General features: G+C 72.6%; 24 protein-coding genes. 12 read left to right on the forward strand and 12 right to left on the reverse strand.

All coding sequences use genetic code 11. The features are described 5' to 3' along the window. Positions 1-71 precede the first annotated feature (71 nt). The 6 genes from FB474_RS16035 to FB474_RS16060 form a co-directional block, all read right to left on the reverse strand. Complete coding sequence (locus FB474_RS16035; protein WP_141789554.1) at positions 72-746, reverse strand: hypothetical protein; 675 nt, start codon at positions 744-746, stop codon at positions 72-74. A gap of 11 nt (positions 747-757) precedes the next feature. Beyond that, positions 758-1,183: a helix-turn-helix domain-containing protein gene (locus tag FB474_RS16040; protein ID WP_141789555.1), complete on the reverse strand. Its 426-nt coding sequence runs from the start codon at positions 1,181-1,183 to the stop codon at positions 758-760. Between the two features lie 213 nt (positions 1,184-1,396). Next, positions 1,397-2,233, reverse strand: a complete 837-nt coding sequence (locus tag FB474_RS16045) for a beta-keto acid cleavage family enzyme (protein WP_141789556.1) — start codon at positions 2,231-2,233, stop codon at positions 1,397-1,399. Between the two features lie 19 nt (positions 2,234-2,252). Then, positions 2,253-3,287, reverse strand: coding sequence for a CAF17-like 4Fe-4S cluster assembly/insertion protein YgfZ (gene ygfZ / locus FB474_RS16050; protein WP_246092227.1), 1,035 nt, complete (start codon positions 3,285-3,287; stop codon positions 2,253-2,255). Then, complete coding sequence (locus tag FB474_RS16055; protein WP_141789558.1) at positions 3,263-3,688, reverse strand: Fur family transcriptional regulator; 426 nt, start codon at positions 3,686-3,688, stop codon at positions 3,263-3,265. Before FB474_RS16055 ends, ygfZ begins: the two co-directional genes overlap by 25 nt. 106 nt (positions 3,689-3,794) lie before the next feature. Then, complete coding sequence (locus tag FB474_RS16060; protein WP_141789559.1) at positions 3,795-4,292, reverse strand: heme-binding beta-barrel domain-containing protein; 498 nt, start codon at positions 4,290-4,292, stop codon at positions 3,795-3,797. A gap of 122 nt (positions 4,293-4,414) precedes the next feature. Here FB474_RS16060 and FB474_RS16065 point away from each other — a divergent pair, with 122 nt between their 5' ends. Beyond that, positions 4,415-4,786 (forward strand): DsrE family protein, encoded by a 372-nt coding sequence (locus tag FB474_RS16065; protein WP_141789560.1) that lies wholly within the window; start codon positions 4,415-4,417, stop codon positions 4,784-4,786. A gap of 192 nt (positions 4,787-4,978) precedes the next feature. Further along, positions 4,979-6,040: a hypothetical protein gene (locus FB474_RS16070; protein WP_141789561.1), complete on the forward strand. Its 1,062-nt coding sequence runs from the start codon at positions 4,979-4,981 to the stop codon at positions 6,038-6,040. Positions 6,041-6,056: 16 nt separating this feature from the next. Here the strand turns inward: FB474_RS16070 and FB474_RS16075 are convergent, their stop codons facing one another. The 4 genes from FB474_RS16075 to FB474_RS16090 form a co-directional block, all read right to left on the reverse strand. Next, entirely contained in the window at positions 6,057-6,254 is a 198-nt protein-coding gene (locus FB474_RS16075; RefSeq protein ID WP_141789562.1) for a hypothetical protein, read from the reverse strand. Between the two features lie 75 nt (positions 6,255-6,329). Further along, a complete protein-coding gene (locus tag FB474_RS16080; protein WP_141789563.1) occupies positions 6,330-6,599 on the reverse strand; it encodes a hypothetical protein in 270 nt (89 codons plus the stop codon). A gap of 56 nt (positions 6,600-6,655) precedes the next feature. Further along, positions 6,656-7,501, reverse strand: coding sequence for a hypothetical protein (locus tag FB474_RS16085; protein ID WP_141789564.1), 846 nt, complete (start codon positions 7,499-7,501; stop codon positions 6,656-6,658). Positions 7,502-7,517: 16 nt separating this feature from the next. Further along, positions 7,518-7,781: a MoaD/ThiS family protein gene (locus FB474_RS16090; RefSeq protein ID WP_141789565.1), complete on the reverse strand. Its 264-nt coding sequence runs from the start codon at positions 7,779-7,781 to the stop codon at positions 7,518-7,520. 104 nt (positions 7,782-7,885) lie between these two features. Here FB474_RS16090 and FB474_RS16095 point away from each other — a divergent pair, with 104 nt between their 5' ends. From FB474_RS16095 to FB474_RS16105, 3 genes are all read left to right on the forward strand, one after another. Beyond that, entirely contained in the window at positions 7,886-8,587 is a 702-nt protein-coding gene (locus FB474_RS16095; protein WP_141789566.1) for a response regulator transcription factor, read from the forward strand. Between the two features lie 151 nt (positions 8,588-8,738). Continuing rightward, positions 8,739-9,308 carry a hypothetical protein gene (locus tag FB474_RS16100; RefSeq protein ID WP_141789567.1) on the forward strand — a complete coding sequence of 190 codons (570 nt, stop codon included), beginning with the start codon at positions 8,739-8,741 and terminating at the stop codon, positions 9,306-9,308. A 27-nt stretch (positions 9,309-9,335) separates the two neighbouring features. Next, positions 9,336-10,934 carry an FAD-dependent monooxygenase gene (locus FB474_RS16105; protein WP_141789568.1) on the forward strand — a complete coding sequence of 533 codons (1,599 nt, stop codon included), beginning with the start codon at positions 9,336-9,338 and terminating at the stop codon, positions 10,932-10,934. A gap of 93 nt (positions 10,935-11,027) precedes the next feature. Here FB474_RS16105 and FB474_RS16110 read toward each other — a convergent pair whose 3' ends face one another. Continuing rightward, positions 11,028-12,887, reverse strand: a complete 1,860-nt coding sequence (locus FB474_RS16110; protein ID WP_141789569.1) for a bifunctional metallophosphatase/5'-nucleotidase — start codon at positions 12,885-12,887, stop codon at positions 11,028-11,030. A 196-nt stretch (positions 12,888-13,083) separates the two neighbouring features. On the opposite strand from FB474_RS16110, the gene FB474_RS16115 reads away from it, so the two are divergent. Beyond that, a complete protein-coding gene (locus FB474_RS16115) occupies positions 13,084-13,851 on the forward strand; it encodes a hypothetical protein (protein ID WP_141789570.1) in 768 nt (255 codons plus the stop codon). 17 nt (positions 13,852-13,868) lie between these two features. Here the strand turns inward: FB474_RS16115 and FB474_RS16120 are convergent, their stop codons facing one another. After that, the gene (locus FB474_RS16120) at positions 13,869-15,449 is read right to left on the reverse strand and encodes a hypothetical protein (protein ID WP_141789571.1); all 1,581 of its coding nucleotides are present in this window, start codon (positions 15,447-15,449) and stop codon (positions 13,869-13,871) included. 64 nt (positions 15,450-15,513) lie between these two features. Between FB474_RS16120 and mshD the strand changes: the two genes are divergently transcribed. The 6 genes from mshD to pstA all read left to right on the forward strand — a co-directional run bounded on the left by mshD (position 15,514) and on the right by pstA (position 23,304). Continuing rightward, complete coding sequence (mshD, locus tag FB474_RS16125) at positions 15,514-16,488, forward strand: mycothiol synthase (protein ID WP_221632556.1); 975 nt, start codon at positions 15,514-15,516, stop codon at positions 16,486-16,488. Between the two features lie 108 nt (positions 16,489-16,596). After that, positions 16,597-18,906: an RNA degradosome polyphosphate kinase gene (locus FB474_RS16130; protein ID WP_141789572.1), complete on the forward strand. Its 2,310-nt coding sequence runs from the start codon at positions 16,597-16,599 to the stop codon at positions 18,904-18,906. Continuing rightward, positions 18,903-19,907, forward strand: a complete 1,005-nt coding sequence (locus FB474_RS16135; protein ID WP_246092228.1) for an NUDIX hydrolase — start codon at positions 18,903-18,905, stop codon at positions 19,905-19,907. The genes FB474_RS16130 and FB474_RS16135 overlap by 4 nt, the downstream gene beginning before the upstream one ends. Before the next feature lie 252 nt (positions 19,908-20,159). Next, entirely contained in the window at positions 20,160-21,284 is a 1,125-nt protein-coding gene (gene pstS / locus FB474_RS16140) for a phosphate ABC transporter substrate-binding protein PstS (RefSeq protein WP_141789573.1), read from the forward strand. Between the two features lie 92 nt (positions 21,285-21,376). Further along, a complete protein-coding gene (gene pstC / locus FB474_RS16145; protein WP_141789574.1) occupies positions 21,377-22,387 on the forward strand; it encodes a phosphate ABC transporter permease subunit PstC in 1,011 nt (336 codons plus the stop codon). Next, the gene (gene pstA, locus FB474_RS16150; protein WP_141789575.1) at positions 22,384-23,304 is read left to right on the forward strand and encodes a phosphate ABC transporter permease PstA; all 921 of its coding nucleotides are present in this window, start codon (positions 22,384-22,386) and stop codon (positions 23,302-23,304) included. The genes pstC and pstA overlap by 4 nt, the downstream gene beginning before the upstream one ends. Positions 23,305-23,338: the final 34 nt, after the last annotated feature.

Below are 23,338 nucleotides of genomic sequence, written 5' to 3' on the forward strand. Positions count from 1 at the left end.
GAAGGCCGCGGCCGGCGCCCCCGGATGGGGACGCCGGCCGCGGCGGTGGTGCTGGGTGGTGAGGCGTGAGGTCAGTCGCCGACCTTCTCGGCGGCGGCCTCGACGGCCTTCTCGGCGGCCTCGGCCGTCTTGGCGGCGCTGGTCGCGGCGGCCTTGGTGGCCGACTTGGCGGTCGCGGCGCGCTTGGTGGCCGTGGTGGTGGCGCGCTTGGCGGCCGGCTTGGTGGCCTTGGTCGCCTTCTTCGCCGCGGTCTTGGTGGTGGTGCCGGTGGTCTTGGCCGAGGTCTTGACGGTCTCGGCGGCCTCGGTCGCCTCGCGGCGGCCCGTGGTCAGCGTGGCCTTGACGGCGCGCTCGGTGTCGGTGGCGGCGTTGCGGATCGTGGTGACCGCGCCCTTGCCGAGGGCCAGGGTGTTGCCGGCCTGGGCCAGCAGGTCCTGGGTGGCCTTCTGGCCACGGATGCGGGTGACGAGCTTCTGGCCGCGCTCGGCGAGGGTGTCGTAGGACTCCTGTGCCTTGCCGGCGATCTCGAGGGTGCGGTTGAGGGCGAGCGCCGGCACGTGCTGGGCGGTCTCGACGGCCTTGCCCTGGACAGCGGTGACGTCGAAGTCGCCGAGCTCGGCGCGCAGGGCGGCGGCCCTGGTGCGGGCCTCGCGGACCTTCTCGACCGCGAGGTCGGTGGCGCCGACGACGGCGTAGACGGGGGTGGTGTCGGTGACGGTCTTGCGGAGGTCGGCAACGAGTGCCATGAGGTGCTCCCTTACTTCGTGGACGGGTTCGTGGTCTTGGGCTTGGGGGTGCGCTTCGCGGCGCCGGTGGCCGGCGCGGGCTCCCCGACGAACGACTCGTAGACGTCGAGCAGGACCCGGCGCTGCCGGTCGGTGAGGCCGGGGTCGGCGTGGATCGCCGCGCGGACGTCCGGCACGGGCCGGTCGTGGTCGGCGGCGTCGCCGTCGAGGATCCCGGCGCGCACGTAGAGCGACTCGGCGGAGATGCGCAGCGCCTTGGCCAGGCTCTGCAGGATCTCGGCGCTGGGCTTCTTCAGCCCCCGCTCGATCTGCGAGAGGTAGGGGTTGCTGATCCCCGCCACGTCCGCGAGCTGGCGCAGGCTCAGCTGGGCCGACTGGCGCTGCTCGCGCAGGTAGCCACCCAGGTCGGGCAGCTGCACGGCGGGAAGCTTGGACATGACTCCATGGTGCTTGCTGGAGTTAGCAGTGCGCAACCCGGAGCTAGCGTGAGGCTACTCACAAGTAACTTCTGGGTGAACCCGTTGTCGCGTCAAGGTTTCCGCCGCCGCGCACAGGGACCTTTGCGCAAGTTGGGGCTGCTCAGGAGGCCGATTTCGGCCCTCCTGGCAGCCCCAACTTGCGCAAACAGCGGGTATGCCGTGTGGCCACCCTCAGCGGGTGCGGCGGTCCTTGATGCCGAGCAGCTGGCGGGTCTGGTCGGTGCTCAGCGGCGGGCGCTGCATCACGGTCGCCAGCTCGGCCGCCCGGGCCACCAGCTCGCGGTTGTGCTGGACCGGCTGGCCCTTGGCGTAGACGAGGTTGTCCTCCATGCCGACCCGCAGGTGCCCGCCGGCACTCAGCGCGGCCGCCGCGATCGGCAGGTGCGTGCGCCCGATGCCGGTGGCCGACCACGAGGTGACCTCCTCCGGGAGGGCAGCGACGCCGGCCATGAGCGCGGCGGTGGTGCCCGGCATACCGCCCGGGACGCCGGTGACGAAGTCGACGTGGACCTTGCCGCCGTAGGGCAGGCCGTGTGTGTCGATGAGCCGGCGCAGGGCCGCCACGTGGCCGAGGTCGAACAGCTCGAACTCGGGCACGACCTCTCGCTCCTGGGCCTGGACGTAGAGCTGGTTCATGAAGCCCCACGGGTTGAGGAAGACGTCGTCGCCGAAGTTCGTCGTGCCGCAGGTCAGGCTGCACGAGTCGGGCTCGGCCTCGAGCACGGTCAGGCGCTGCTCGAGCGGGTCGTGCACGCTGCCGCCGGTCGAGAGCTGGATGACCAGCGAGGTCTGCTCGCGCAGCGCCTCGACCGAGGCCTTGAGCAGCCCGTGGTCGAGCGTCGGCTGGTGGTCGGCGTCGCGGATGTGCAGGTGGATCAGGCTCGCGCCCGCGGCCTCGCAGGCGATCGCGGTCTCGACGAGCTCCTCGAGGGTCGTCGGCAGCTGCGGGCAGTCGGCTTTGGCCGTCTCGGCGCCCGTGGGCGCGACGGTGATGAGGGTCCCAACCATGGGCACATCCAACCAGCCGTCAAGGGGTGACGATGACCTCCTGCGCCGCGGCGAGGCCGTCGACGGTCAGCGTCGCGTCGACCGGCACGTTGCGCTTGACCAGCGCCAGGGCGATCGGGCCGTCCTCGAAGTGGCGGGCCACCGAGGTGACGAAGCCGATGTCGCGGCCGTCGACCGAGACGGCGGCGCCCCGGGCGGGGAGCGTGTGCCCGGACCCGTCGACGTGCAGGAACACCAGACGGCGCGGCGGGCGGCCCAGGTTGTGCACCCGCGCGACGGTCTCCTGCCCGCGGTAGCAGCCCTTGTGCAGGTGCACCGCCGTGCGCAGCCAGTCGACCTCGTGCGGGATGGTGCGGTGGTCGGTCTCGTAGCCCAGCCGCGGCCGCCACGCCTCGACGCGCAGCGCCTCCGCGGCCCACACGCCGGCCAGCGGCCGGTCCGCGACGGCCGCCTCGAGCGACTCCCGCGGCACGATGAGCTCGCGCCAGGCGCGGTCCGCACCCGGGTGCCGCTCGACCGCGCTGTATGCCGTGCTGTCGCCGACGATGTCCGGCCACGGGTCGCACCAGGCCAGCGGCTCCCCCTCCACGGACTCGGCGCGCACGGGCTCGCCGAGCACGGCATACCGCTCGGTGACGTCGGCGACCTCGACCCGCAACATGAAGCGCATGGAGTCCAGCCACCCGGCGACGGCGGCGGACGTGCCCGGCTCGACCGTGATCCATGTGGTCTCGCCGTCGTCGACGAGGTGCAGGTCGTGCTCGATATGGCCCTTGGGGCTGAGGATCAGCGACTCGGTGGACCGGCGCGGCGCGAGCCCGACGAGCTGCTGGGTGGTCAGGGAGTGCAGCCACGACAGCCGGTCGGGGCCGGTGACGGTGACCACGCCACGGTGGGACAGGTCGACGACGGCCAGGCCCTCGCGCAGGAGCCGCTGCTCGCGCAGCGGGTCGCCGTAGTGGGCGGCGACCCCGGCGTCGGGGCCGTCGGCCTCGACGGCGCCGGGCCGGCCCAGCAGGGGGCTGGCCGTCACTGCTGACGTTGCTTCGAGCACTGCTCACACCATCCGTGGATCGCCATGTGTTTGATGTCTGCGACAAAGCCGTGGGCGGCCAGAAGATTCCCGGCGAACCCGCTCGCGTGCTCCACGTCGCTCTCGATCGTCGCGCCGCAGCCCATGCAGACCAGGTGCAGGTGGTCGGCGTGGTCGGCCAGGTGCCAGGTCGGCGAGCGGTGGTCGAGGTGGGTGTGGGAGACCACGCCGAGCTCCTCGAGGACCTCCAGGCTGCGGTAGACCGTCGAGGGCGCCAGCGGCGCTCCCCCGTCGGCGCCGACCGCCTCGACGATGGCGTCGGGTGTGGCGTGACCCAGGCGGCGGACCGCGTCGAGGATCCGCTCCCGCTGCGGGGTCATGCGCATGCCCTTGGCGCGCAGCGACTCACCGACATCGACCATGGCGTCGAGCCTACCCGCGCGGCGTGGGGTCAGCCCGGGGCCGGCCGCCAGGCCTTCATGCCGCCCGAGGAGCGCAGGGTGCGGTCGCCGACGTGCGCCGGCTCGGTCACTCGACGCGCTTGAGCTGGGCCGAGGCGTGGCTCTGCAGGGGCTGCCCCACCGCGGCCATGTCCATGGCCCACATCAGCTGGGACTCGACCAGGCCGTAGAGGCGGTGGCCGGCGTTGTACTCCTTGGCCAGGGGGCTGCGGATGACGCCGTCGGTGCGGACCTCGATCTTCGCCGGCTCGACGGTGCCGTGGTACATCTCCACGATCCCGGTCGGGTGCGTCAGCAGCAGCTCGACCTCGCCGTCACCGGCGGGGCGCCAGAAGCCGAGCTCGGTGGCCAGGGGGCGCACCTGCTCGCCGGCGTCGTTGAGCAGCCAGGTGCGCGACTGCCACTCGAGGAACGGGCGGCCGTCGTTGCTGACGATGACCTCCTGGCCGAAGTTGACCGACTCGATCGTGGGGTAGCCGACGACGCCGGCACCCTCCCAGCGACCGATCATCCAGGCCAGGGGCAGCAGCTCCGGCGGGAGGTCGCTGCGGATCTCGAACGGCATCAGCGCGAGCTGCGGACGAGCTTGTAGACCACGTAGCCGGAGAACCACGTGATGACGAGCGCGCTGGCGATCAACAGGCTGGGGTATAAGGCTTCCACGGGGGAGATCGTAGCCTTTGGCCCATGTCGCCCCACTCGCGCACGCTCGTCGTCAAGCTCACCGCCGGGGTCGAGGACGCCGAGCGCGTCTCCCAGGCGTTCACCGTGGCCACGACCGCGCTGGCCTCGGGGGTGCCGGTCAGCCTGTGGCTGACCGGGGAGGGCAGCTGGCTGGCCGTGCCCGGGCGCGCCGAGTCCTTCGACCTGCCGTATGCCGCGTCGCTGGCCGAGCTGCGTGACGCCCTCCTCGCGGAGGGTCGGGTGACGGTGTGCACGCAGTGCGCGGCGCGGCGGTCGCTCTCCGAGTCCGACCTCGTTGCTGGCGCGCAGATCCGTGGCGCGGCGGCGTTCGTCGAGGAGGTCATGGCCGAGGGCGCGCAGGCCCTCGTCTACTGACGCCTGCCACCGAGGCCACAGCGGTCCCGGCACCGCACCCTGGACATTCGTCCCATTTCCGAACCAAAGGGGAAAATCTCGCTGGTCACTGGGTAGTCACTTGTGACCATCTTCCGGACATCTCCGGTGTGTCGGGATCGGCGAGGTCCTGGAATGGGCGGTCACCCCGGCTCTCCCGCGAAAGACACGCCCATGCTCACGTCCCCCCGTCGCCTGCGCGCGGTGCTGGCCCTCTTCGCCACCGCGGCTGCGCTCATGCTGTCCACCGCCCCCGCCGGGGCGCTCGGCGGCAGCACGCTGTCCTGGGGGATCAGTGCGACCCGCGTGACGGTCGGCTCGGTGACCACCATGAGCGGCAGCGTCACCCGCGGCACCACGGCCCGCACGGTGGTGTTGCAGCGCTACTACTCCCGCGCCTGGCACTCCACGACGACCCGGGTGCGCACCGGCACGGGCCGGTTCTCCCTGCGCGTGCCGACCGGGACCACCGGGCAGTTCACCTACCGCCTCATGGCGCTGGCCGGCGGTGGCCGGGTGGCCGTGGCGACCCGCCCGGTGGTCGTCGCCGTGGCACCGAGGCCGGTGTCGAACCCGAAGGCCTATGCGTTCCTGTCCCGGCAGGGCAACGCCTCGGCGCCGTTGGCCCGGTGGAACCCTTGCACCTCCGACCGGGCGCCGCGGACCATCGGGTATGCCGTGAACGTCACCGGCCTGTCGGACGCGGCGGCCGCCTCGGTGCAGGCCGACGTGCGCGGGGCGTTCGAGCAGATCCACCAGGCCACCGGGCTGGCCTTCGCCGACCGCGGGACGACGGGCATTGTGCCGTCCCAGGCAACGCTGGCCGAGTACCCGACCAACACGCAGATCGTGATCGCCTGGGCATCCCGCGGCGCCAGCAGCTACCTGCCCGCGGGGTCCACCGAGCTGGCCCGTGGCGGCGCCGAATGGCACACCGGCTACGTCGACAAGGCCGGGAACCCGGCAGCAGCCATGGAGCACGGCTACGTCGTCGCCGACGTGAAGACGCTGCTGGCGCCGGGCTTCGGCGCCGGGCCGAACACCGGGATCCAGGGCACGGAGGGGCAGTTGCTCATGCACGAGCTGGGTCACGTCATGGGGCTGGCGCACCCGAGCGTGGCCGACAGCACCGAGATCATGAGCCCGACGCTGACCCACAAGCCCGCGGTGTGGGGTGCCGGCGACAAGGCCGGGCTGGCGCAGCTGGGGGCACAGGCCGACTGCCTGAAGGGCTGATGACCGGGAGCGCTCGCTAGGTCGGGCTCCCGCGGCGGAGCAGCTCGGACTCCACCGCCAGGTACCTGCGTCGCGGCATGGCCAGCTGGTCAGCGGCGAGCCGGGCCATGAGGTCCTCACCCAGGGCCGACACCTCGTCCTCGAAGTCGCGGCGGCCGCGCTCCAGCTCGTCGGCCAGCTCCGCGACGGTCATCTCGCGCACCGGCTTGTCCATGCCTCGACGCTAGGCGCGTGTCCCGGCCGCGTCCAGCACCGTTGTGCCGCAGCGGAACGCAGGCTGTGACTCGACTCAGCGGTGTGCCCGGACAGCCTCGGGTCGTCGTGCAGCGGCCAGTCGCAGGCCCACGGCGCCCAGCGCCACCGGCGCGAGCAGGTCGGCGGTCGTCAGCCCATGCTGGGAGTCGAGGGCCCACAGGATCGGCCCTTCCAGCGGCCCGTTGGCCAGCAGCCAGGCGCCGGAGGCCGCCAGCACCAGGCCGAGGGCGTGGCGTCGGGGCACGGCCAGCGCGTATGCCGTGGTGCCGGTCAACGCGGTCAGCGACAGGAGGGCGGTGAGCACCGACTCAGGCTGAAGGGGCCTGGCCGCCGACGACACCGGCGTTCGGCGTAGGGCGCTCAGGCCACGAACAGGCGGCTGACCACGTAGACCACGACGCCGGGGGTCAGCAGCGAGGCGACCGCGGAGACGAGCTGCGGCCGGGCGCCGGCCATCGTGGGCTGGTGGCCCAGCAGCCGCCGCACCGCGTGGCTGACGCCGGCGGCAACGACGCCGAGCAGGGCGGCCGGGCCCCAGGTGAAGCCGCCGGACAGGGTCACGAAGGCCACGGAGGTCAGGCCACCGCCGACCATGGCCAGGGGCAGCAGCCAGGGCCGCAGCCGCTCCCACTTGCCGCACAGGTCGGTCAGCGCGGAGGCGCCGATCGCACCGGAGGCGGCAGCCACGACGTGCCCGCCGCCAAGGGTGAACGGCAGCGGCACGAGGCAGGCGCCGGAGGTCATGATCGCCAGCGCGGCGACCGTGGAGGCGACCGACTCGACCAGGCGCGGCCGGCCGTCGCGACGAGCCAGCTGGTGGACGAAGGCGACCAGCAGCGACAGCGCCAGCGCGCCAGGCAGCCAGCGCAGGTAGGGCTCCTCGGTCACGGCCACCGCGGCGCCGACCAGCGCGAGGTTGCCGAACCACAGCACGCCCATGGTGCCGCGCGGGCTGGGCAGGGCCAGCAGGCCGGCCCAGCCCCAGGCGAGGATGCCGCCACCAAGCAGCAGCGTCAGTGCGACCAGGCCCGAGCCGGCGAACCCGCTGACCGCGAGCAGGGCGCAGCCGGCCAGCACCACGATGGTGACCAGCGGGCGGTAGGCCTCCTGCACGAAGTGCGGCAGCGGGATGGGTCCGGTGTTGCTCATCGCGGCCTCACGCCGCTGACGGCGCGTCATCGGCTCGTGGGCAGCTTCCTCGGACACGGAGGTCATTGTCACATCACCCGCCCGCGAATGGCGGGAGCACCTCCAGCGTGGCCCCCGCCGGCAGCGGGTCCCCCGCGGCCGCGGGCCGCCCGTCGAGCAGGATCGAGGCCACCCTCAGGACCGACTCCAGCGCCGTATGCCGTGCCGCCACGTCCGTGAGCACCTCGCCCACGGTGGTGCCCGCGACGGTCTCGGAGTCGACCCCGGCCGCCGCGCGTGCGCCCGCCCAGTAGCGGACGGTCACGGTGGCGCTCGTCAGCGCCTGGGGCGTGGTCATGAACGTCTCGATTCGTGGTGAGCGGTTCGGGCTGTGATGAGCGGCCAGTCTCAGGGTACGAACTTCGGCACATCAGACCCAACGCGGTCCGTATCCTGCGGAAGGTGGCACACCTTCTCCTGCTGACGAACGCACTGGCACCAAGTGCCGAGGTGCTGCCGGCGCTGGGCCTGCTGAGCCATCAAGTGCGCATCCTGCCCGCCGAACCCGCGGCCCTTGTCGACGGCCCCAGCGCCGACGTGATTCTCGTGGACGCGCGGCGAGAGCTGGCGGTGGCCAAGTCACTGTGCCGGGTGCTGCGCGCGACCGGCGTGTCCGTCCCCCTCATGGCCATCCTCACCGAGGGTGGCCTCGCTGGTCTCACGGCCGAGTGGGGCGTGGACGACGTGCTGCTCGACACCGCCGGGCCGGCCGAGGTGGAGGCGCGCATCCGCCTCGCAGTGACCCGGTTGGCCGCAGACGAGCCGGAGGAGGCCGTCCACATCACCGCCGGAGACGTGGTCATCGACGAAGCCTCATACTCAGCCCGGGTGCGGGGCCGGGTGCTCGACCTCACCTACAAGGAGTTCGAGCTCCTGAAGTACCTCGCCCAGCACCCCGGGCGGGTGTTCACCCGGGCCCAGCTGCTGCAGGAGGTCTGGGGCTACGACTACTTCGGCGGAACCCGGACCGTGGACGTTCACGTCCGCCGGCTGCGCGCCAAGCTCGGCACGGAGCACGAGGTCCTCATCGGCACGGTCCGCAATGTCGGCTACCGGTTCGTCCCCGGACCGGGCGAACGCGAGAGCGAGCCGCAGGACGCCTGAGCGGCGCTGAGGCTCTCGGGTGGGTCGCCCTGCCCGCCGGCCCGGCCGGGCGAGCCAGGGCTGGGTGCTGGCAGCACCTGTGGGCCGTTTGGCACCTCCGGTCTTCAGCCTGACCCCGCCATGCTGGTGCCAAGCTGAATGGGGAGCAGCCATGCCTGAGCAACCGCCGCTGCCGGTCGCGCCCGCCGTCACCGCCCTGGCTCGGTGTGCCCTGACGACCGCCGCCCTGACCGCCCGGCGGAGCATCCACCAGCCGCGGCGGCACGTCGGCCTCGAGCTGCACTTCGCCGACGGCAACGCCCCACGGGTGTATCGCGAGACCGTCGTCGACCGCCCGGCCACGAGGGACCCCTCCGTGCTGGTCGTCTGCTTCCGCCTCCGTGCCGTGCGCGGCAGGGGCCACGACCTGTTCCGTCTGGAGAGCGAGCTGAACACTCCCCTGTTCGTCGGGTTCCCCGGGTTCGTCTCCAAGCTCTGGCTCGCCCACGACGCCAGCGGACAGTACCGCGGGCTCTACGAGTGGGACGACGCCGGCATGGCCGAGGACTACGTGCGCGCCCTGTGGTGGGTGCTGGCCATGGTCAGCCACCGCGACTCCATCCACTACGCCATCACCCCCGGCCTGCGGCGCGACCAGCTCCTGCACGCCCCCGAGGCCACAGAGCAGGGCGGGGTGCCCGCCTGGGCTCGGCTGACCGCCGCGGTGCGGAGCATCGCGTGAGGCCGGGCAGCACCAGAGCCGGCGGACATGGCCACCGAGCCGGTTGACGTCCTCGTCGTCGGGGCCGGGACGAGTGGGCTGTCCCTGGCGCTGCAGGCCCACGACCACGGCGCCCACGTGCGGGTGGTCGAGCGCCGGCCCGAGGAGTTCCGCCCCTCCCGAGCGATGGTCATGCACCCGCGCACCCTGGAGGTGCTGCGCCCGCTCGGCGTCACCGACGCCCTGCTGGAGCGCGCCGACACCTCGCCGGCGGTGCAGCTGCACCTCGGCCGGCGGGTCGTGCCGGTCCGGGTCAGCGACCTCGACCTGCCGGACACCGCCTTCCCCCACCTGACCCTCATCCGCCAGGCCGACGTCGAGGCGGTCCTCGCGGCCGCGCTGGCCGAGCGCGGGGTCGAGGTCGAGCGCGGCACCGCGCTGGTCGAGGCCACGACCACCCCCGACCGGGCTCGCGCGACGCTCCACCGCGAGGAAGCGGTGGAGGAGGTCGACTGCCACCACCTGGCCGGCTGCGACGGCCCGGCCAGCACCGTGCGCGGCGCCGCCGGGATCGGCTGGCGCGGCGCCCCCTACGCCCAGGAGGTCGTGCTCGCCGACGTCGAGCTCGACGGCGACGTCGCCCCCGGCCTGGCGCACGTCGTCGCCGGGCGCCACGGCCTGGTGTTCCTCTTCAACGTCGGCGAGCGGGCCACCTGGCGGCTGCTGGCCACCCGGCCGGCCGGCACCGACGCGCTGCCGTTCGGACAGCCGGGCCCGCCGGTGCCGGGCGACGAGCTGCAGGCCCTGCTGCTCACCGCCGGCCTCCCGGCCACGATCACCCACGTCGCCTGGTCGGCCCGGGTCCGGCTGCAGCACCGGCTCGCCACGGCGATGCGCCGCGGCCGGCTCTACCTCGTCGGCGACGCCGCCCACGCCCACTCCCCCGCCGCCGCGCAGGGCATGAACACCGGCATCCAGGACGCCACCAACCTCGGCTGGAAGCTGGCCCTGGCCGCCCGCGCCGAACGGCAGCACGGTGTCGGCACCCAGACCCTGCTCGACTCCTACGAGCGCGAGCGCTGGCCCGTCGCCCGGCTCGTGCTCGCCGCCACCCACGCCACCTTCTGGGCCGAGGCCGGCACCGACCCGCTCGCGACCCTGGCCCGCAGCCGGCTCGCGCCGCTCGGCGCCCCGCTCATCCCGGCCCTGCTCCGGCGACGCCGGCTCGTCGCCGAGGGCGTGCGCCTGCTCTCCGGCTTCCGCGTCAGCTATCGCGGCAGCCCGCTGTCCCTCGAGGACGACCCCGTCCCCGGCGGCCCGCACGCCGGGGACCGCCTGCCCGACGAGGCGGTCACCTGCGCCGGGCGGCGCACCCGACTGCACGACCTCACCGCTGTCCCGGGCACCCACGTCCTGCTCCAGCGGGACGCCCCGCCGGTCTCGCACGCCGACCTGGGCCAGCCCGGGCCGGACGCCGACGCCCACCCCAGCCAGCGACCGGGCGCCCACCTGCACCGGGTCACCAGCATGAGGGGCCACGGGGTGCTGGTGGTCCGCCCCGACGGCTACGTCGGCTACCGCAGCGGCGAGGCCGACCCCACCCTGATCCGCGACTGGCTCGTCCTCGCCGGCGAGGGACACGGGTGACGCGCGCGCCGGGCGCCGCCACCCGGCATACCCGGAGAGACGCGACGGCCGGCACCCGAAGGTGCCGGCCGTCGCCACAGGGGTTGCGAGACCCTACTGCTTGGTGATGCGGTCCAGCGCGGCCGGGGTGTACGGCGACACCGTCGGCAGGTAGTTGGCGAAGCTGTCGATGTCGAGGCCGCCGATGTACTTGCCCGTCCCGTTCTTGAAGGCGGCGAAGTTGTCGCCACCGTCGGACAGGAAGTTGTTGGCCGCCACGCGGAAGGTCTGCGAGGCGTCGTTGGCCACGACCGTGTCGCCGATCTTCACCGAGCCGGGCACGACCTCCGGGCCGGCCGTGCCGGTCCGCCACGCATAGCTGAAGCCCTTGGACACCTGGAGGAACTTGGTGTTGCTCGGGCCGGCGTTGGCGCCGGACCACTGCTGCTGGAGCAGGGCGTAGATGTCGGCGCCGGTGAGGTTCATCGACACGACGTAGTTGTTGAACGGCTGGACGGTGAAGGCCTCCTCGTAGGTGACCACGCCGTCACCCTCGCCCTTGGGGGACGAGGCGTAGGTGAGGTCCGCACGGATACCACCGGGGTTCATGAACGCCACGACCGGCTTCACGCCACCGGAGACGACCGAGGGGTCGTTGACCTGCGCGTCGGCGATGAGGTCGCCCAGCGGCGTCTCGCCGGCCGGCGAGGCGACCCGGTTGACGTCGGTGGAGATCGTGCCCAGGTGCTTCTCGGCGATCGGCTTGATCAGGGTGCTGTAGGTGCTGATGATCTGCGACTCGGCCGGGTCCTTGGCCACGTCCCGGGTGACGACCATGTTGGTGCCGGCGACCGAGGCGCGCACGATGTCGCTGGTCTGCACGTCGTACTTCAGGTCGGTCTCGGTGAACAGGCGGCCGAAGGAGGACGCCGAGGTCACCAGGCGCTGCTGACCGGCCGGGTCGGGCACGTTGCAGACGTAGGGCTGGTGCGTGTGCCCGGAGATGACCATGTCGATGGCCGGGGAGAGGTTCGCCGCGATCGGCAGGATCGCCGAGTCGGGCGCGAGCGTGCCGCCCTTGCCGCAGGCGTAGTCGTAGGTCGCGTTGGCGTTGTAGACCTTGCCGTCCGGGCCGGTCCACTTCTGCACCGCCGGGGTGCCGCCCTGGTGGATGAGCACGACGATCGCGTTGACGCCCTGGCGGTGCAGCACCGGCACGAGCGCGTTGGCGGTCTGGACCTCGTCGGTGAACTGCAAGCCCTGGATGCCGGCCTGGCTGACGATGCTCGGGGTCTCCTTGAGCGTCATGCCGATGAAGCCGACCTTGGCGCCACCGGGGAACGTCTTGACAAAGTAGGGCGGCAGGATCGTCTTGTTGGTCCCGGCGTACTTCACGTTGGCCGCGAGGTAGTGGAAGTCGGCACCCTCGAAGGTGTGCGCGGCACAGGAGTTCTGGTTGGCCGCGCCGTCCCCGTCGGGCAGGCAGCCGCCGTCCTGCATGCGCTGCAGCTCCTTGTAGCCCTCGTCGAACTCGTGGTTGCCCACCGACGTGGCGTCCAGGCCCAGGGAGTTCATGGCCTCGATGGTCGGCTCGTCGTGGAACGCCGCCGACAGCAGCGGCGAGGCGCCGATGATGTCGCCGGCCGCGACGGTCACGGTGTTGCGGTGCCCGGCGCGGGCCTGCTTCAGGTGCGTCGCGAGGTACTCCACCCCGCCCGCGTCCTTGGTGACGTCGACGACCTTGGGGGTCGCGCCGCTGGTGTCGAGGCGGTGGTCCACGGTGACCCTGCCCGACGAGCCCGAGGGCGCCTCGAGGTTCCCGTGGAAGTCGTTGAACGACAGGATCTGGATGTCGGTGGTCGAGCTCTTCACCGGCCTGGCCTGCGAGACGCCGCTGGTCATCGCGACGCCGGCCCCGGCGGCAAGGACCACGGCCATGACGCCGGTCAGGCGTCGTGCACGTGCAAAGGACATGGTGCTCCTGGGAGTGCTGTCATGAGAGTGACGCCTGAGTCGGCAGTCGGGAGATAGACAACCACGACATCCGTGATATTTGGGCGGAACGGCCGAGATTTCCTGTGACGGTTCTGGCTGTCGGCTGTGCCGGCGGCGCATGCTGGGGGATTCGGACATGTCCGGACAAGCCATCCCCCACCCTCCGGATCGACTGATGAGAACCCTCCGCGCCCTGTTCCTCCTGGCCGGACTCTGCCTCACCGCGGCCCCGGCGGTCGCGGCGCCGCCCACCACCGACCACCCCGAACCTCACCACGACTGCGCCCTGCCGACCTTCCAGCCGACCGGGACCTACGCGCCGACGCTGGACGCCGACGACTTCACCGCCGACGTCGACAACCCGTGGTTCCCGCTGCACCCCGGGGAGACGCAGGTCTCCGTCGGCGTCAAGGACGGCAAGCACGCCGTCGACGCCTTCCACGTCTCGCCCCGGGTCGTCACGGTCGACGGCGTGCCCACCCGCGTCGTCGAGGACCGGCTCTACCTCAACGGGGTGCTCGCCGAGCGCACCAGCGACTACTACTCCCAGGACGAGTGCGGCAACGTCTGGTACTTCGGGGAGACCACCGCCGAGCTCGACCCCCATGGCCGGGTCCTCAACACCGACGGCTCGTGGCGGTCCGCGGTGCACGGCGCGCAGCCCGGCGTCTACATGCAGGCCGAGCCCCAGGTCGGTCGCCACTTCCGCCAGGAGTGGGCCCCCGGCGCCGCCGAGGACGTGTACCGCGCCCTCAGCCTCCGCGCGCACGTCACCGCGCCCGTCGGCTCGTTCAGCGCCGCGCTCCGGACCGAGGAGACCACGGCGCTCGAGCCCGGCGTCGTGGACGACAAGTACTACGTCCACGGCCTCGGGCAGGTCGAGGAGGCGGCGGTCCGAGGAGGCGGCGACGAGCTCCTGCGGCTGGTGGACGTCCTGCGCTGACGCTTGGGCGTGCGGCCTCAGGCGAGCGGGACCCCCGCCTGAGGTCGCACGTAGTCGGGCAGCTGCAGCCACCAGTCGGCGCTCGAGCGCCACGCCGGCAGGTCCGGCCCACCCGCCAGCAGGTCCGTCCGCCCGCGCATGCCCAGGGCGTAGGCCAGCGCGGTCAGCTGCCGGTCACGCCCCTCGGCATCCAGGCCGGGCTCGTCGGCCAGCTCCGCCACCCGGGCGGCCAGCCGCTCCTCGCGCGCCGCCGCCGTCGACCGGTCGGGCTCCGGGCAGTTGCCCACCGCCCAGCTGGCCTCGACCGGCAGGTCCTCGTCGCCCGCACCGGCCGGCGAGGCGCCCACCGCCAGGTCTGTCAGGAGGTCGAGGTCGTGCGGCTGCGGCATCCAGGTGAGCACACTCAGCGCCTCGTGCGCGCCGACCCGGTCACCCTCGGCCAGGCTCAGCCGCAGCTGCTGCCCGTACGCCCGCCCCAGCGCCGGCGCGACCGGGCAGAGCATGAGCACCGCAAGCGCACTGCCCCGGGACTCCTCGTTGGTGTCCTGCGCCGCCTGGTCCAGCAGCCGCAGCAGCGTCGGGTGCTGCTCCAGCGGCTCGCCCAGCACCTCGACCAGGTGCCCGCGCACCTGCTCCATCACCCGCTGGGCGGCCGTCCGTGGCAGGGCGCCCTCGCCGAGCAGGACCGCGGCCGCGGCCGAGTCCCGGTCGCCGTCGAGCACGGCCTCGGCCACCCGGTGCCGGGTCGGCTCGTCCACGGCCCGGATGAGGTTGGCCGCGCTGCGGCGCACCCGGTAGGAGGAGTGCTCGCTGGTCAGGTGCTCCCACGCCAGCCGGCACAGCCGAGCGGTCAGCTCGGCCGGCAGCCGGCGCCGGCGCACCTGGCTGGCGGCGGTGAACAGCGCCGCCCGCAGGGCGTTCGCGTTGACCGGAGACTCCACGTGCCGGGCGAGCAGCGGCCCGGCACCCGGCATACCGGTGAAGTTCAGCAGGGCCACGATCTCGCTGTAGACCTGCGCGTCCGGGTCCTCCAGCGTCGCGCTGGCCAGGTCGACGATGACCGGGGCGATCTGCGGGTGACCGGCCAGCCGGGCGATCGCCTCGGTGCGCCGGGCGTAGTCCAGCCCCGTGCTCACCGACATCTCCAGCTGGGCCCGGCGCAGCAGCGCCTCGCTGTCCCCGGCCCGGATCAGCACGTGGGACATGCCCGCCATCAGCGCCGACAGCTCGTCCCAGTCGGCGGCGGTCATCGACTCGCTCGCCAGCGCGCGCTCCAGCAGCTGCAGGGCCCGGGCCGACGGCGCAGCCGGACGCGGTGGCGGCAGCGCCGGCTGGGCCCGCACCGGCTCCTCCTGCCGCGCAAGGGTGTCGACGGCCGTGAGCAGCTGCCCCTGCGGCAGGCCCAGCACCGTCTCGTAGCGCTCCACCAGCGCGTAGCTCGGCGCCACCTGCCCGCTCTCCCACCGGGCCACCACGGCCGGGTCCACCGGCGGCGCGTCCCCGGCGCCCCGCGCGAACGCCACCTGCTCGCGCAGCACCTCGTCCCGCGCGAACCGTCGGGCAGTGCGCAGCAGCCAGGCGACGTCGTCGTGCAGCACGCGGTCAGTATGTCGGCGCCGGGCCGCCAGGGCTGCCCGTTGCGGGAACCCGCATCGTGGTGCAATGAGCGCCATGCGCGTGGACGGCCTCTTCCAGCTCGACGACGACCAGTCGCACGCGGTGCTGTCCCTGGCCCGCCGCGCGACCACCACCGACGGGGTCACCCCGCTCTCCGAGCACGTCCTGCTCCACGTGCGGCACAGCAGCGGCGGCTCGGTCGACGACCCGCTCTCCCACTTCCTGCTGTATGACGGCACGCAGCTCGCGGGCTACGCCCACCTCGAGCACGGCTCAGGTGGCGAGCCCGCCACCGCGGAGGTCGTCATCGACCCCGACCTGCGCCGCGGCGGGGCCGGCCGCACCCTCGTCCAGGCCCTGCTGAAGCAGGCGCCGGACCTGCGGCTCTGGTCCCACGGCCACCTCGCCGCCGCCCGGGCCTTCGCCGCGCGGGACGGCTTCACCTCGGTGCGCGAGCTCTGGCGGATGAAGCGCCCGCTCGGCCCGGAGGTCGGCGCCGAGCCGCTGCCGGAGCCACGCCTGCCCGAGGGGTTCACCGCCCGGACCTTCGTGGAGGGCCAGGACGAGGACGCCTGGCTGCGGGTCAACGCCCGCGCCTTCGCCCAGCACCCGGAGCAGGGCCGGATCACCCGCGCCGACCTCGACCAGCGCTTCGCCGAGGACTGGTTCGACCCCGACGGGTTCATCCTCGTGGAGGACCCGCACGGCCGCCTCGCCGCCTTTCACTGGACCAAGGTCCACGCACACGCCGCCACCCCGGGCAACGGCCAGCCCAGCCACCCGCCGATCGGCGAGGTCTACGTCGTGGGGGTCGACCCCGACTACCAGGGCCACGGCCTCGGCACGGCGGTCACCCTGCTCGGGCTGCGGCACCTCGAGTCGCTCGGCCTGGCCGAGGTGATGCTCTACGTCGACGGCGACAACGCGGCCGCGATCGCCACCTACACCCGCCTGGGCTTCCAGCGCGCCGACGTCGACGTGATGTACTCCCGGGCCGCCTCCGGCGAGCCGGCCGCCTGAGGCGGCGACACGGCATACCGGCTGGTTGCGCCCGGTCGCCGGTCCACCTGGCGGACTCCCGCCGCGCAGGAGGTCCCGGTGTTCACCTGACGGTGCCACGATGTGGGCATGACCACCGAGTCGCCGGACCGCGTCATCGAGCCGCCCCAGCCGCAGCAGGAGGAGGGGGCGACACCCGACGGCGCGGCCGAGCAGGCCGAGCAGACCCGGTCGATCGCGAGCGCCCGCCCCCGCCAGGCCAACGGCCGGTTCATGCGCGTGCTCCCGAGCCCGCACAGCCAGGCCAGCGGGTGGAGCGAGGAGGACCTGCCGGACGACCGCTTCCTCGACCGCGAGATCTCCTGGCTGCAGTTCAACGAGCGGGTGCTGCAGCTGGCCGACGACGAGACCATCCCCCTGCTGGAGCGGGCCCGCTACCTGTCGATCTTCGCCAGCAACCTCGACGAGTTCTTCATGGTGCGCGTCGCCGGGCTCAAGCGCCGCATCGCCACCGGCCTGGCGCTGCGCTCGGCCTCCGGGCTGGAGCCGCGCGAGGTGCTCGAGCAGATCAGCCTGGTCGCGCACGAGCTGATGTGGATGCACGCCGACACGTTCGAGAAGTCGGTGCGCCCGGCCCTGGCCGACGAGGGCATCACCATCGTGCGCTGGGAGGAGCTCGCCGAGGCGGAGCACGAGACCCTGCACGGCATGTTCCGCGACCAGGTCTTCCCGGTGCTCACCCCGCTGGCGGTCGACCCGGCCCACCCGTTCCCCTACATCTCCGGCCTCTCGCTCAACCTGGCCGTCGTCCTGGTCAACACCAAGACCGGCAACGAGCACTTCGCCCGGGTCAAGGTGCCGCCGCTGCTGCCCCGGTTCATCCCTGTGGGGCCGGCCGCGCAGGTCACGGACTCACCGTTGGCCGACCTCTACCACGCGCGGTTCGTGCCGCTCGAGGACGTCATCGCCGCGCACCTGGACCAGCTCTTCCCCGGCATGGAGGTGCGCGAGCACTTCACCTTCCGGGTCACCCGCAACGAGGACCTCGAGGTCGAGGAGGACGACGCCGAGAACCTCCTGGCCGCGCTGGAGAAGGAGCTCACCCGGCGCCGGTTCGGCCCGCCGGTGCGCCTCGAGGTCGGCGACGACATGGACGACCACGTCATGGACCTGCTGGTGCGCGAGCTCGGCGTGCACGAGGGCGAGGTCTACCGCCTGCCCACGCCGCTGGACCTGACCGGCCTGGAGCTGCTGGCCGACCTCGAGCGCTCGGAGCTGAAGTTCTCGCCGTTCGTGCCCAAGACCCACCCCGACCTGTCGGCCGTGGAGACCTCGCAGCCCTCGGACATCCTCGCCGCGATGCGGTCCAAGGACGTGCTGCTGCAGCACCCCTACGACTCGTTCTCCACGTCGGTGCAGGCCTTCGTCGAGCAGGCCGCCGCCGACCCCAGGGTGCTGGCGATCAAGCAGACGCTCTACCGCACCTCCGGCGACTCCCCCATCGTCGACGCCCTCATCGACGCCGCCGAGGCCGGCAAGCAGGTGCTGGCCGTGGTGGAGATCAAGGCGCGCTTCGACGAGCAGAACAACATCTCCTGGGCCCGCAAGCTCGAGCACTCCGGCGTCCACGTGGTCTACGGCATCGTCGGGCTCAAGACCCACGCCAAGCTGTCGCTGGTCGTGCGCCAGGAGGCCGAGGGGCTGCGCCGCTACTGCCACATCGGCACAGGCAACTACAACCCCAAGACCGCCCGGCTCTACGAGGACCTCGGCCTGCTCACCTGCGACCCGCAGGTCGGGGAGGACCTGACCCGGCTGTTCAACCAGCTCTCCGGCTTCGCCCCGCGCTCCCGGTTCAAGCGGCTGCTCGTCGCGCCGCGCTCGGTGCGCTCGGGCCTGGTCGACCTCGTCGAGCAGGAGATCGAGCACGTCAACGCCGGCCGCGGCGGCTACGTCGGGATCAAGGTCAACTCGATCGTCGACGAGGCGCTCATCGACGCGCTCTACCGCGCCTCCCGTGCCGGCGTCGTGGTCGACGTGTTCGTCCGCGGCATCTGCGCGCTGCGGCCCGGGGTGCCCGACCTGTCCGAGACGATCCGGGTGCGCTCGATCCTGGGCCGGTTCCTGGAGCACTCGCGGGTGTTCATCTTCGGCGGCGGCGGGGAGACCCAGGCCTACATCGGCAGCGCCGACATGATGCACCGCAACCTCGACCGGCGGGTCGAGTGCCTGGTGCGCCTGTCCGACCCCGGGCACATCGCCGACGTGCAGGCGCTGATGACGCGCGGCATGAGCGACGAGACCTCGAGCTGGCACCTGGCCGGCGACGGGCGCTGGACCCGCCACCACGTCGGCTCCGACGGCCTGCCGCTCAACGACTACCAGGAAGGCCTGATCGAGCAGCACACCCGACGCCGGCGCAAGGCCCGTCGCCGGTGACCGAGGGGGTCACGCCCGGCCAGGTCGCAGCGCCAATCGTGGGGAGCGCCGCGGCGCGCCCGGTCGCGGCCGCCGGCACCCTGCCGTGGCGGTTGCACGACGGGTCGCTCGAGGTGCTGCTGGTGCACCGTCCCGCCTACGACGACTGGGCCTGGGCCAAGGGCAAGCTCGACCCCGGCGAGGAGTGGCCCACCTGCGCGGCCCGGGAGACGTGGGAGGAGACCGGGCTGCAGGTGCGGCTGGGCCGGCCGCTGCCGCCGGCGTCCTACACGTTCTTCGACAAGGCCGGCGAGCTGGCGACCAAGGAGGTCCGCTACTGGGCCGCCGAGGTCACCGGCGGTGACGGTGCCCTCGTCAACGAGATCGACGAGGTCGCCTGGCTGCCGGTGGCCGAGGCCTCCGACCGGCTCCACTACGCCCGCGACCGCGACCAGCTGCGGGCCCTGGTTCGCGCCTCGACGGCCGGCCGGCTGGCCACCTGGCCGCTGGTCCTCGTGCGCCACGCCCACGCCGTCGGCCGCTCCACCTGGGCCGAGCCCGACCCGCTGCGCCCGCTCGACGCCGCCGGCGAGGCCCGCGCCGAGACCCTGGTCGGCCTGCTCGGCGCCTACGGCATCACCCGCCTGGTCACCTCCCCCTCCGTGCGGTGCGCCGCGACGCTGGCGCCGTATGCCGCGGCCCGTGGGCTGAAGCTGCGGGGCAAGCCGGTGCTGTCCGAGGAGATGTACTCCGTGACGCCCGACCGCGCGATGCGTCCCCTCGAGCGGCTGCTGGAAGGTGGCCGGCCCGGGGCGCTGTGCTCCCACGGGCCGGTCCTGCCCTCGCTGCTGGGCCGGCTCGCCCGCACCCTGGACCCCGGGGAGGACGAGGGCGGCGCCGGCGCGGCAGCCCTCGAGGAGGCCGCGGACCTCGGCATGGCCAAGGGCGAGGCGCTCGTCTGCCACATCGCCGGGACGGGCGCGACGGCCCAGCTCGTCGCCGTCGAGCGCCACCTCCCCTGACTGAGGAGCGGTGAGCGGGCTGGGAGGTGAGGGACACGGCATACCGGGGCGAACGGGGCACTTGACCCACCCCTGAACCCTCGTTCACCCGCTGCTGGCCGGGGCGACGCCGGGATGTCCCACAGGTGCCCGGAGGCGTTCACCTGCCGTTCACCCGCGACGGGCCATCACGTCACCCAGCGTCCCTACCTTCGGTGAAGACGGGCGAGTGAGCTCGTCCCTCAGACCCTGCATACGGAAGGTAAGACCACAGTGAAGATCCAGCGTCTCGGCCAGCTCACCGGAGTGGCCCTTGTTGGCACGCTTGCGCTGACGGCCTGCGGTTCCGACAACAACGCCAGCCCCGCCGCCGGCGGTGCCTCCTCGGGCTCGTCGTCCAGCGTGGCCTGCGGCAAGGGCACGCTCAACGGCGAGGGCTCCTCGGCCCAGAAGAACGCCATCGAGCAGGCCATCTCCGACTTCCAGGACCAGTGCAACGGCGCCACCGTCAACTACAACCCGACCGGCTCTGGCGCGGGCATCAAGCAGTTCATCGCCGGCCAGGTCGACTGGGCCGGCTCCGACTCCGCCCTCAAGGACAAGCCCGCGGCCGGCTCGAGCCAGGCGGAGACCGCGCAGGCCCAGGCCAAGTGCGGCTCCGAGGCCTGGAACATCCCCATGGTGACCGGCCCCATCGCCGTGTCCTACAACGTCGCCGGCGTCGACAAGCTCATCCTCACCCCCGACGTGACGGCCAAGATCTTCCTCGGCCAGATCACCAAGTGGAACGACCCGGCCATCGCCGCGATCAACCCCGGCGTCAAGCTGCCGTCGACCGCCATCAAGGTCTTCTTCCGCTCCGACGAGTCGGGCACCACCGAGAACTTCACCAAGTACCTCGCCGCCGCCGCGCCGAAGGTGTGGACCGCCACCCCGGGCAAGAAGTGGACCGGCAAGGGCGAGGGCAAGGAGAAGTCGGCCGGCGTCGCCAACGCGGTGAAGTCCACCGACGGCGGCATCACCTACGCCGAGTGGTCCTACGCCAAGGACAACAAGCTCGGCATCGCCCAGATCGACAACGGCGCCGGCCCGGTCGAGCTGACCGGTGAGTCCGCCGGCAAGGCCGTCGCCGCCGCCACGGTCGCCGGCACCGGCAACGACCTCAAGCTCAAGCTCGACTACGCCACCAAGACCCCGGGCGCCTACCCGATCGTCCTGGTGACCTACGAGATCGCCTGCTCCAAGGCCAAGGACCCGGCCAAGGTGGAGCTGCTCAAGAGCTTCCTGAAGTTCTTCGCCTCCCCGGCGGAGCAGGCCAAGCTGCAGGACATCGGCTACGCGCCGCTGCCGACGGAGATCCAGACCAAGGTCGCCACCGCGATCAACGCGCTCTCCTGAGCATGTATGCCGTGTGGCCGGCCTCGCGGCCAGAGGCCGGCCACACGGCATACGCACCGCCCCTGTCCCCGACCTCGAGGTTCTGATCCAGCGTGACTTCGGTAACCGGCGTCTCCACCGCCGACAACTCCCCCGCCGCTCCGGGCCCCTCGCCCCTGAGCGGCGATGGTGCGTCCACGGGCCGTCTCGGCGACCGCCTCTTCGGCGGCGCTGCCCGCGGCGCGGGACTGCTCGTGATCATCCTCGTGGTCCTCATCGCGACGTTCCTGCTCTCGCAGGCCATCCCTGCGATCGCGCACGACAAGGCCAACTTCCTGACCTCCACCGACTGGAACGTCGACGGCGACACGCTGAGCTTCGGCATCGCCAACCTGCTGTGGGTCACCGTGATCAGCTCGGTGATCGCCCTGCTCATCGCGGTGCCGCTGGGGGTCGGCGTGGCCCTGTTCATCACGCAGTACTCCCCGCGCTGGCTCGCCCGTCCGGCCGCGTCGCTGGTCGACCTGCTCGCCGCCGTCCCCTCGATCGTCTACGGCCTGTGGGGCCTGTGGGTGTTCGGCGCGCACCTGAGCGGGATCCAGCACGTGCTGCAGGACGCACTGGGGTGGTTCCCCCTGTTCTCGGACACCACGGTCAGCGAGGGCGGCACGATCTTCGTCGTCGGCGTCGTGCTGGCGATCATGGTGCTGCCGATCGTCACCGCGATCTCGCGCGAGGTGTTCGCCCAGACCCCGGTCACGCACAAGGAAGCGGCGCTGGCGCTCGGCGCGACCCGCTGGGAGATGATCCGCACCACGGTCCTGCCGTTCGGCCGCCCGGGTGTCATCTCGGCGTCGATGCTCGCGCTCGGCCGGGCGCTCGGCGAGACGGTCGCCGTCCTGATCATCCTGTCCGCGCTCTCCGGCGGGACGGCCTGGTCCTGGTCGATCTTCAACGGCGGCGAGACCTTCGCCTCCAAGATCGCCAACAACGCCGCCGAGTTCGACACCCCGCAGAAGGCGGGGGCGTTCATCGCGGCCGGCCTGGTCCTGTTCGTCCTGACCTTCGTCGTCAACGCCCTCGCACGGATCGTCATCGAGCGCCGGAAGGCCTTCACCGAATGAGCACCACGACTGACGCCCCCTCGGCCCCGGCGCCGGCGCCGTCGCCCGCGCTGCAGCTCGGCCACAAGTCCCGCGGCCGGGCCTTCCGCAACCAGCTCGCGCGCGTCGTCATGTGGGCCGCGTTCCTGCTGGCCCTGGTGCCTCTGGTGTGGATCCTGTGGACGGTCCTGGCCCGTGGCCTGCACATGCTCCTCGGCGCCGACTGGTGGACGCACTCCCAGCGCGGCATCACCTCGCGGATGGTCGGTGGCGGCGCCGTGCACGCCATCCAGGGCACGCTCATCATGGCCGTGGTCACCGCAGTGATCGCGGTGCCGATCGCGGTGATGACGGCGATCTACCTCGTGGAGTACGGCCGTGGGCGGTTCGCCCGGGCGGTCTCGTTCATGGTCGACATCCTCACCGGCATCCCCTCCATCGTCGCGGCGCTGTTCATCTACGCCGTGTGGGTCACGACGTTCGGCTTCCAGCGGGTGGCGTTCGCCGTCTGCCTGGCCCTGGTGCTGCTCATGGTCCCGGTCGTCGTGCGCTCGACCGAGGAGATGCTCAAGCTCGTGCCGAACGAGCTGCGCGAGGCGTCCTACGCCCTCGGCGTGCCGAAGTGGAAGACGATCGTGCGCATCGTGCTCCCCACGGCGTTCTCCGGCATCGTGACGGGCGTGCTGCTCGGCCTGGCGCGCGTCATGGGCGAGACCGCACCGCTGCTGATCCTCGGGCCCTACACCAAGGAGATCTCGACCAACCTCTTCGGCGGGCTCATGGCGACCCTGCCCACGATGATCAACCAGGACCGCACCGAGAGCCTGCAGCCCGCCCTGGACCGGGTGTGGGGCGCGGCGCTCACGCTGATCCTGCTGGTCCTCCTGCTCAACCTCGCCGGCCGTGTCGTGGCGCGGTTCGGCCGCGTGCGCGGCTGAGGCTGCGGACGCGACCCAGGCACACGGCATACGG

The sequence above is a fragment of the Oryzihumus leptocrescens genome, assembly GCF_006716205.1.
In the GTDB taxonomy this organism is placed as follows: Bacteria; Actinomycetota; Actinomycetes; order Actinomycetales; family Dermatophilaceae; genus Oryzihumus; species Oryzihumus leptocrescens.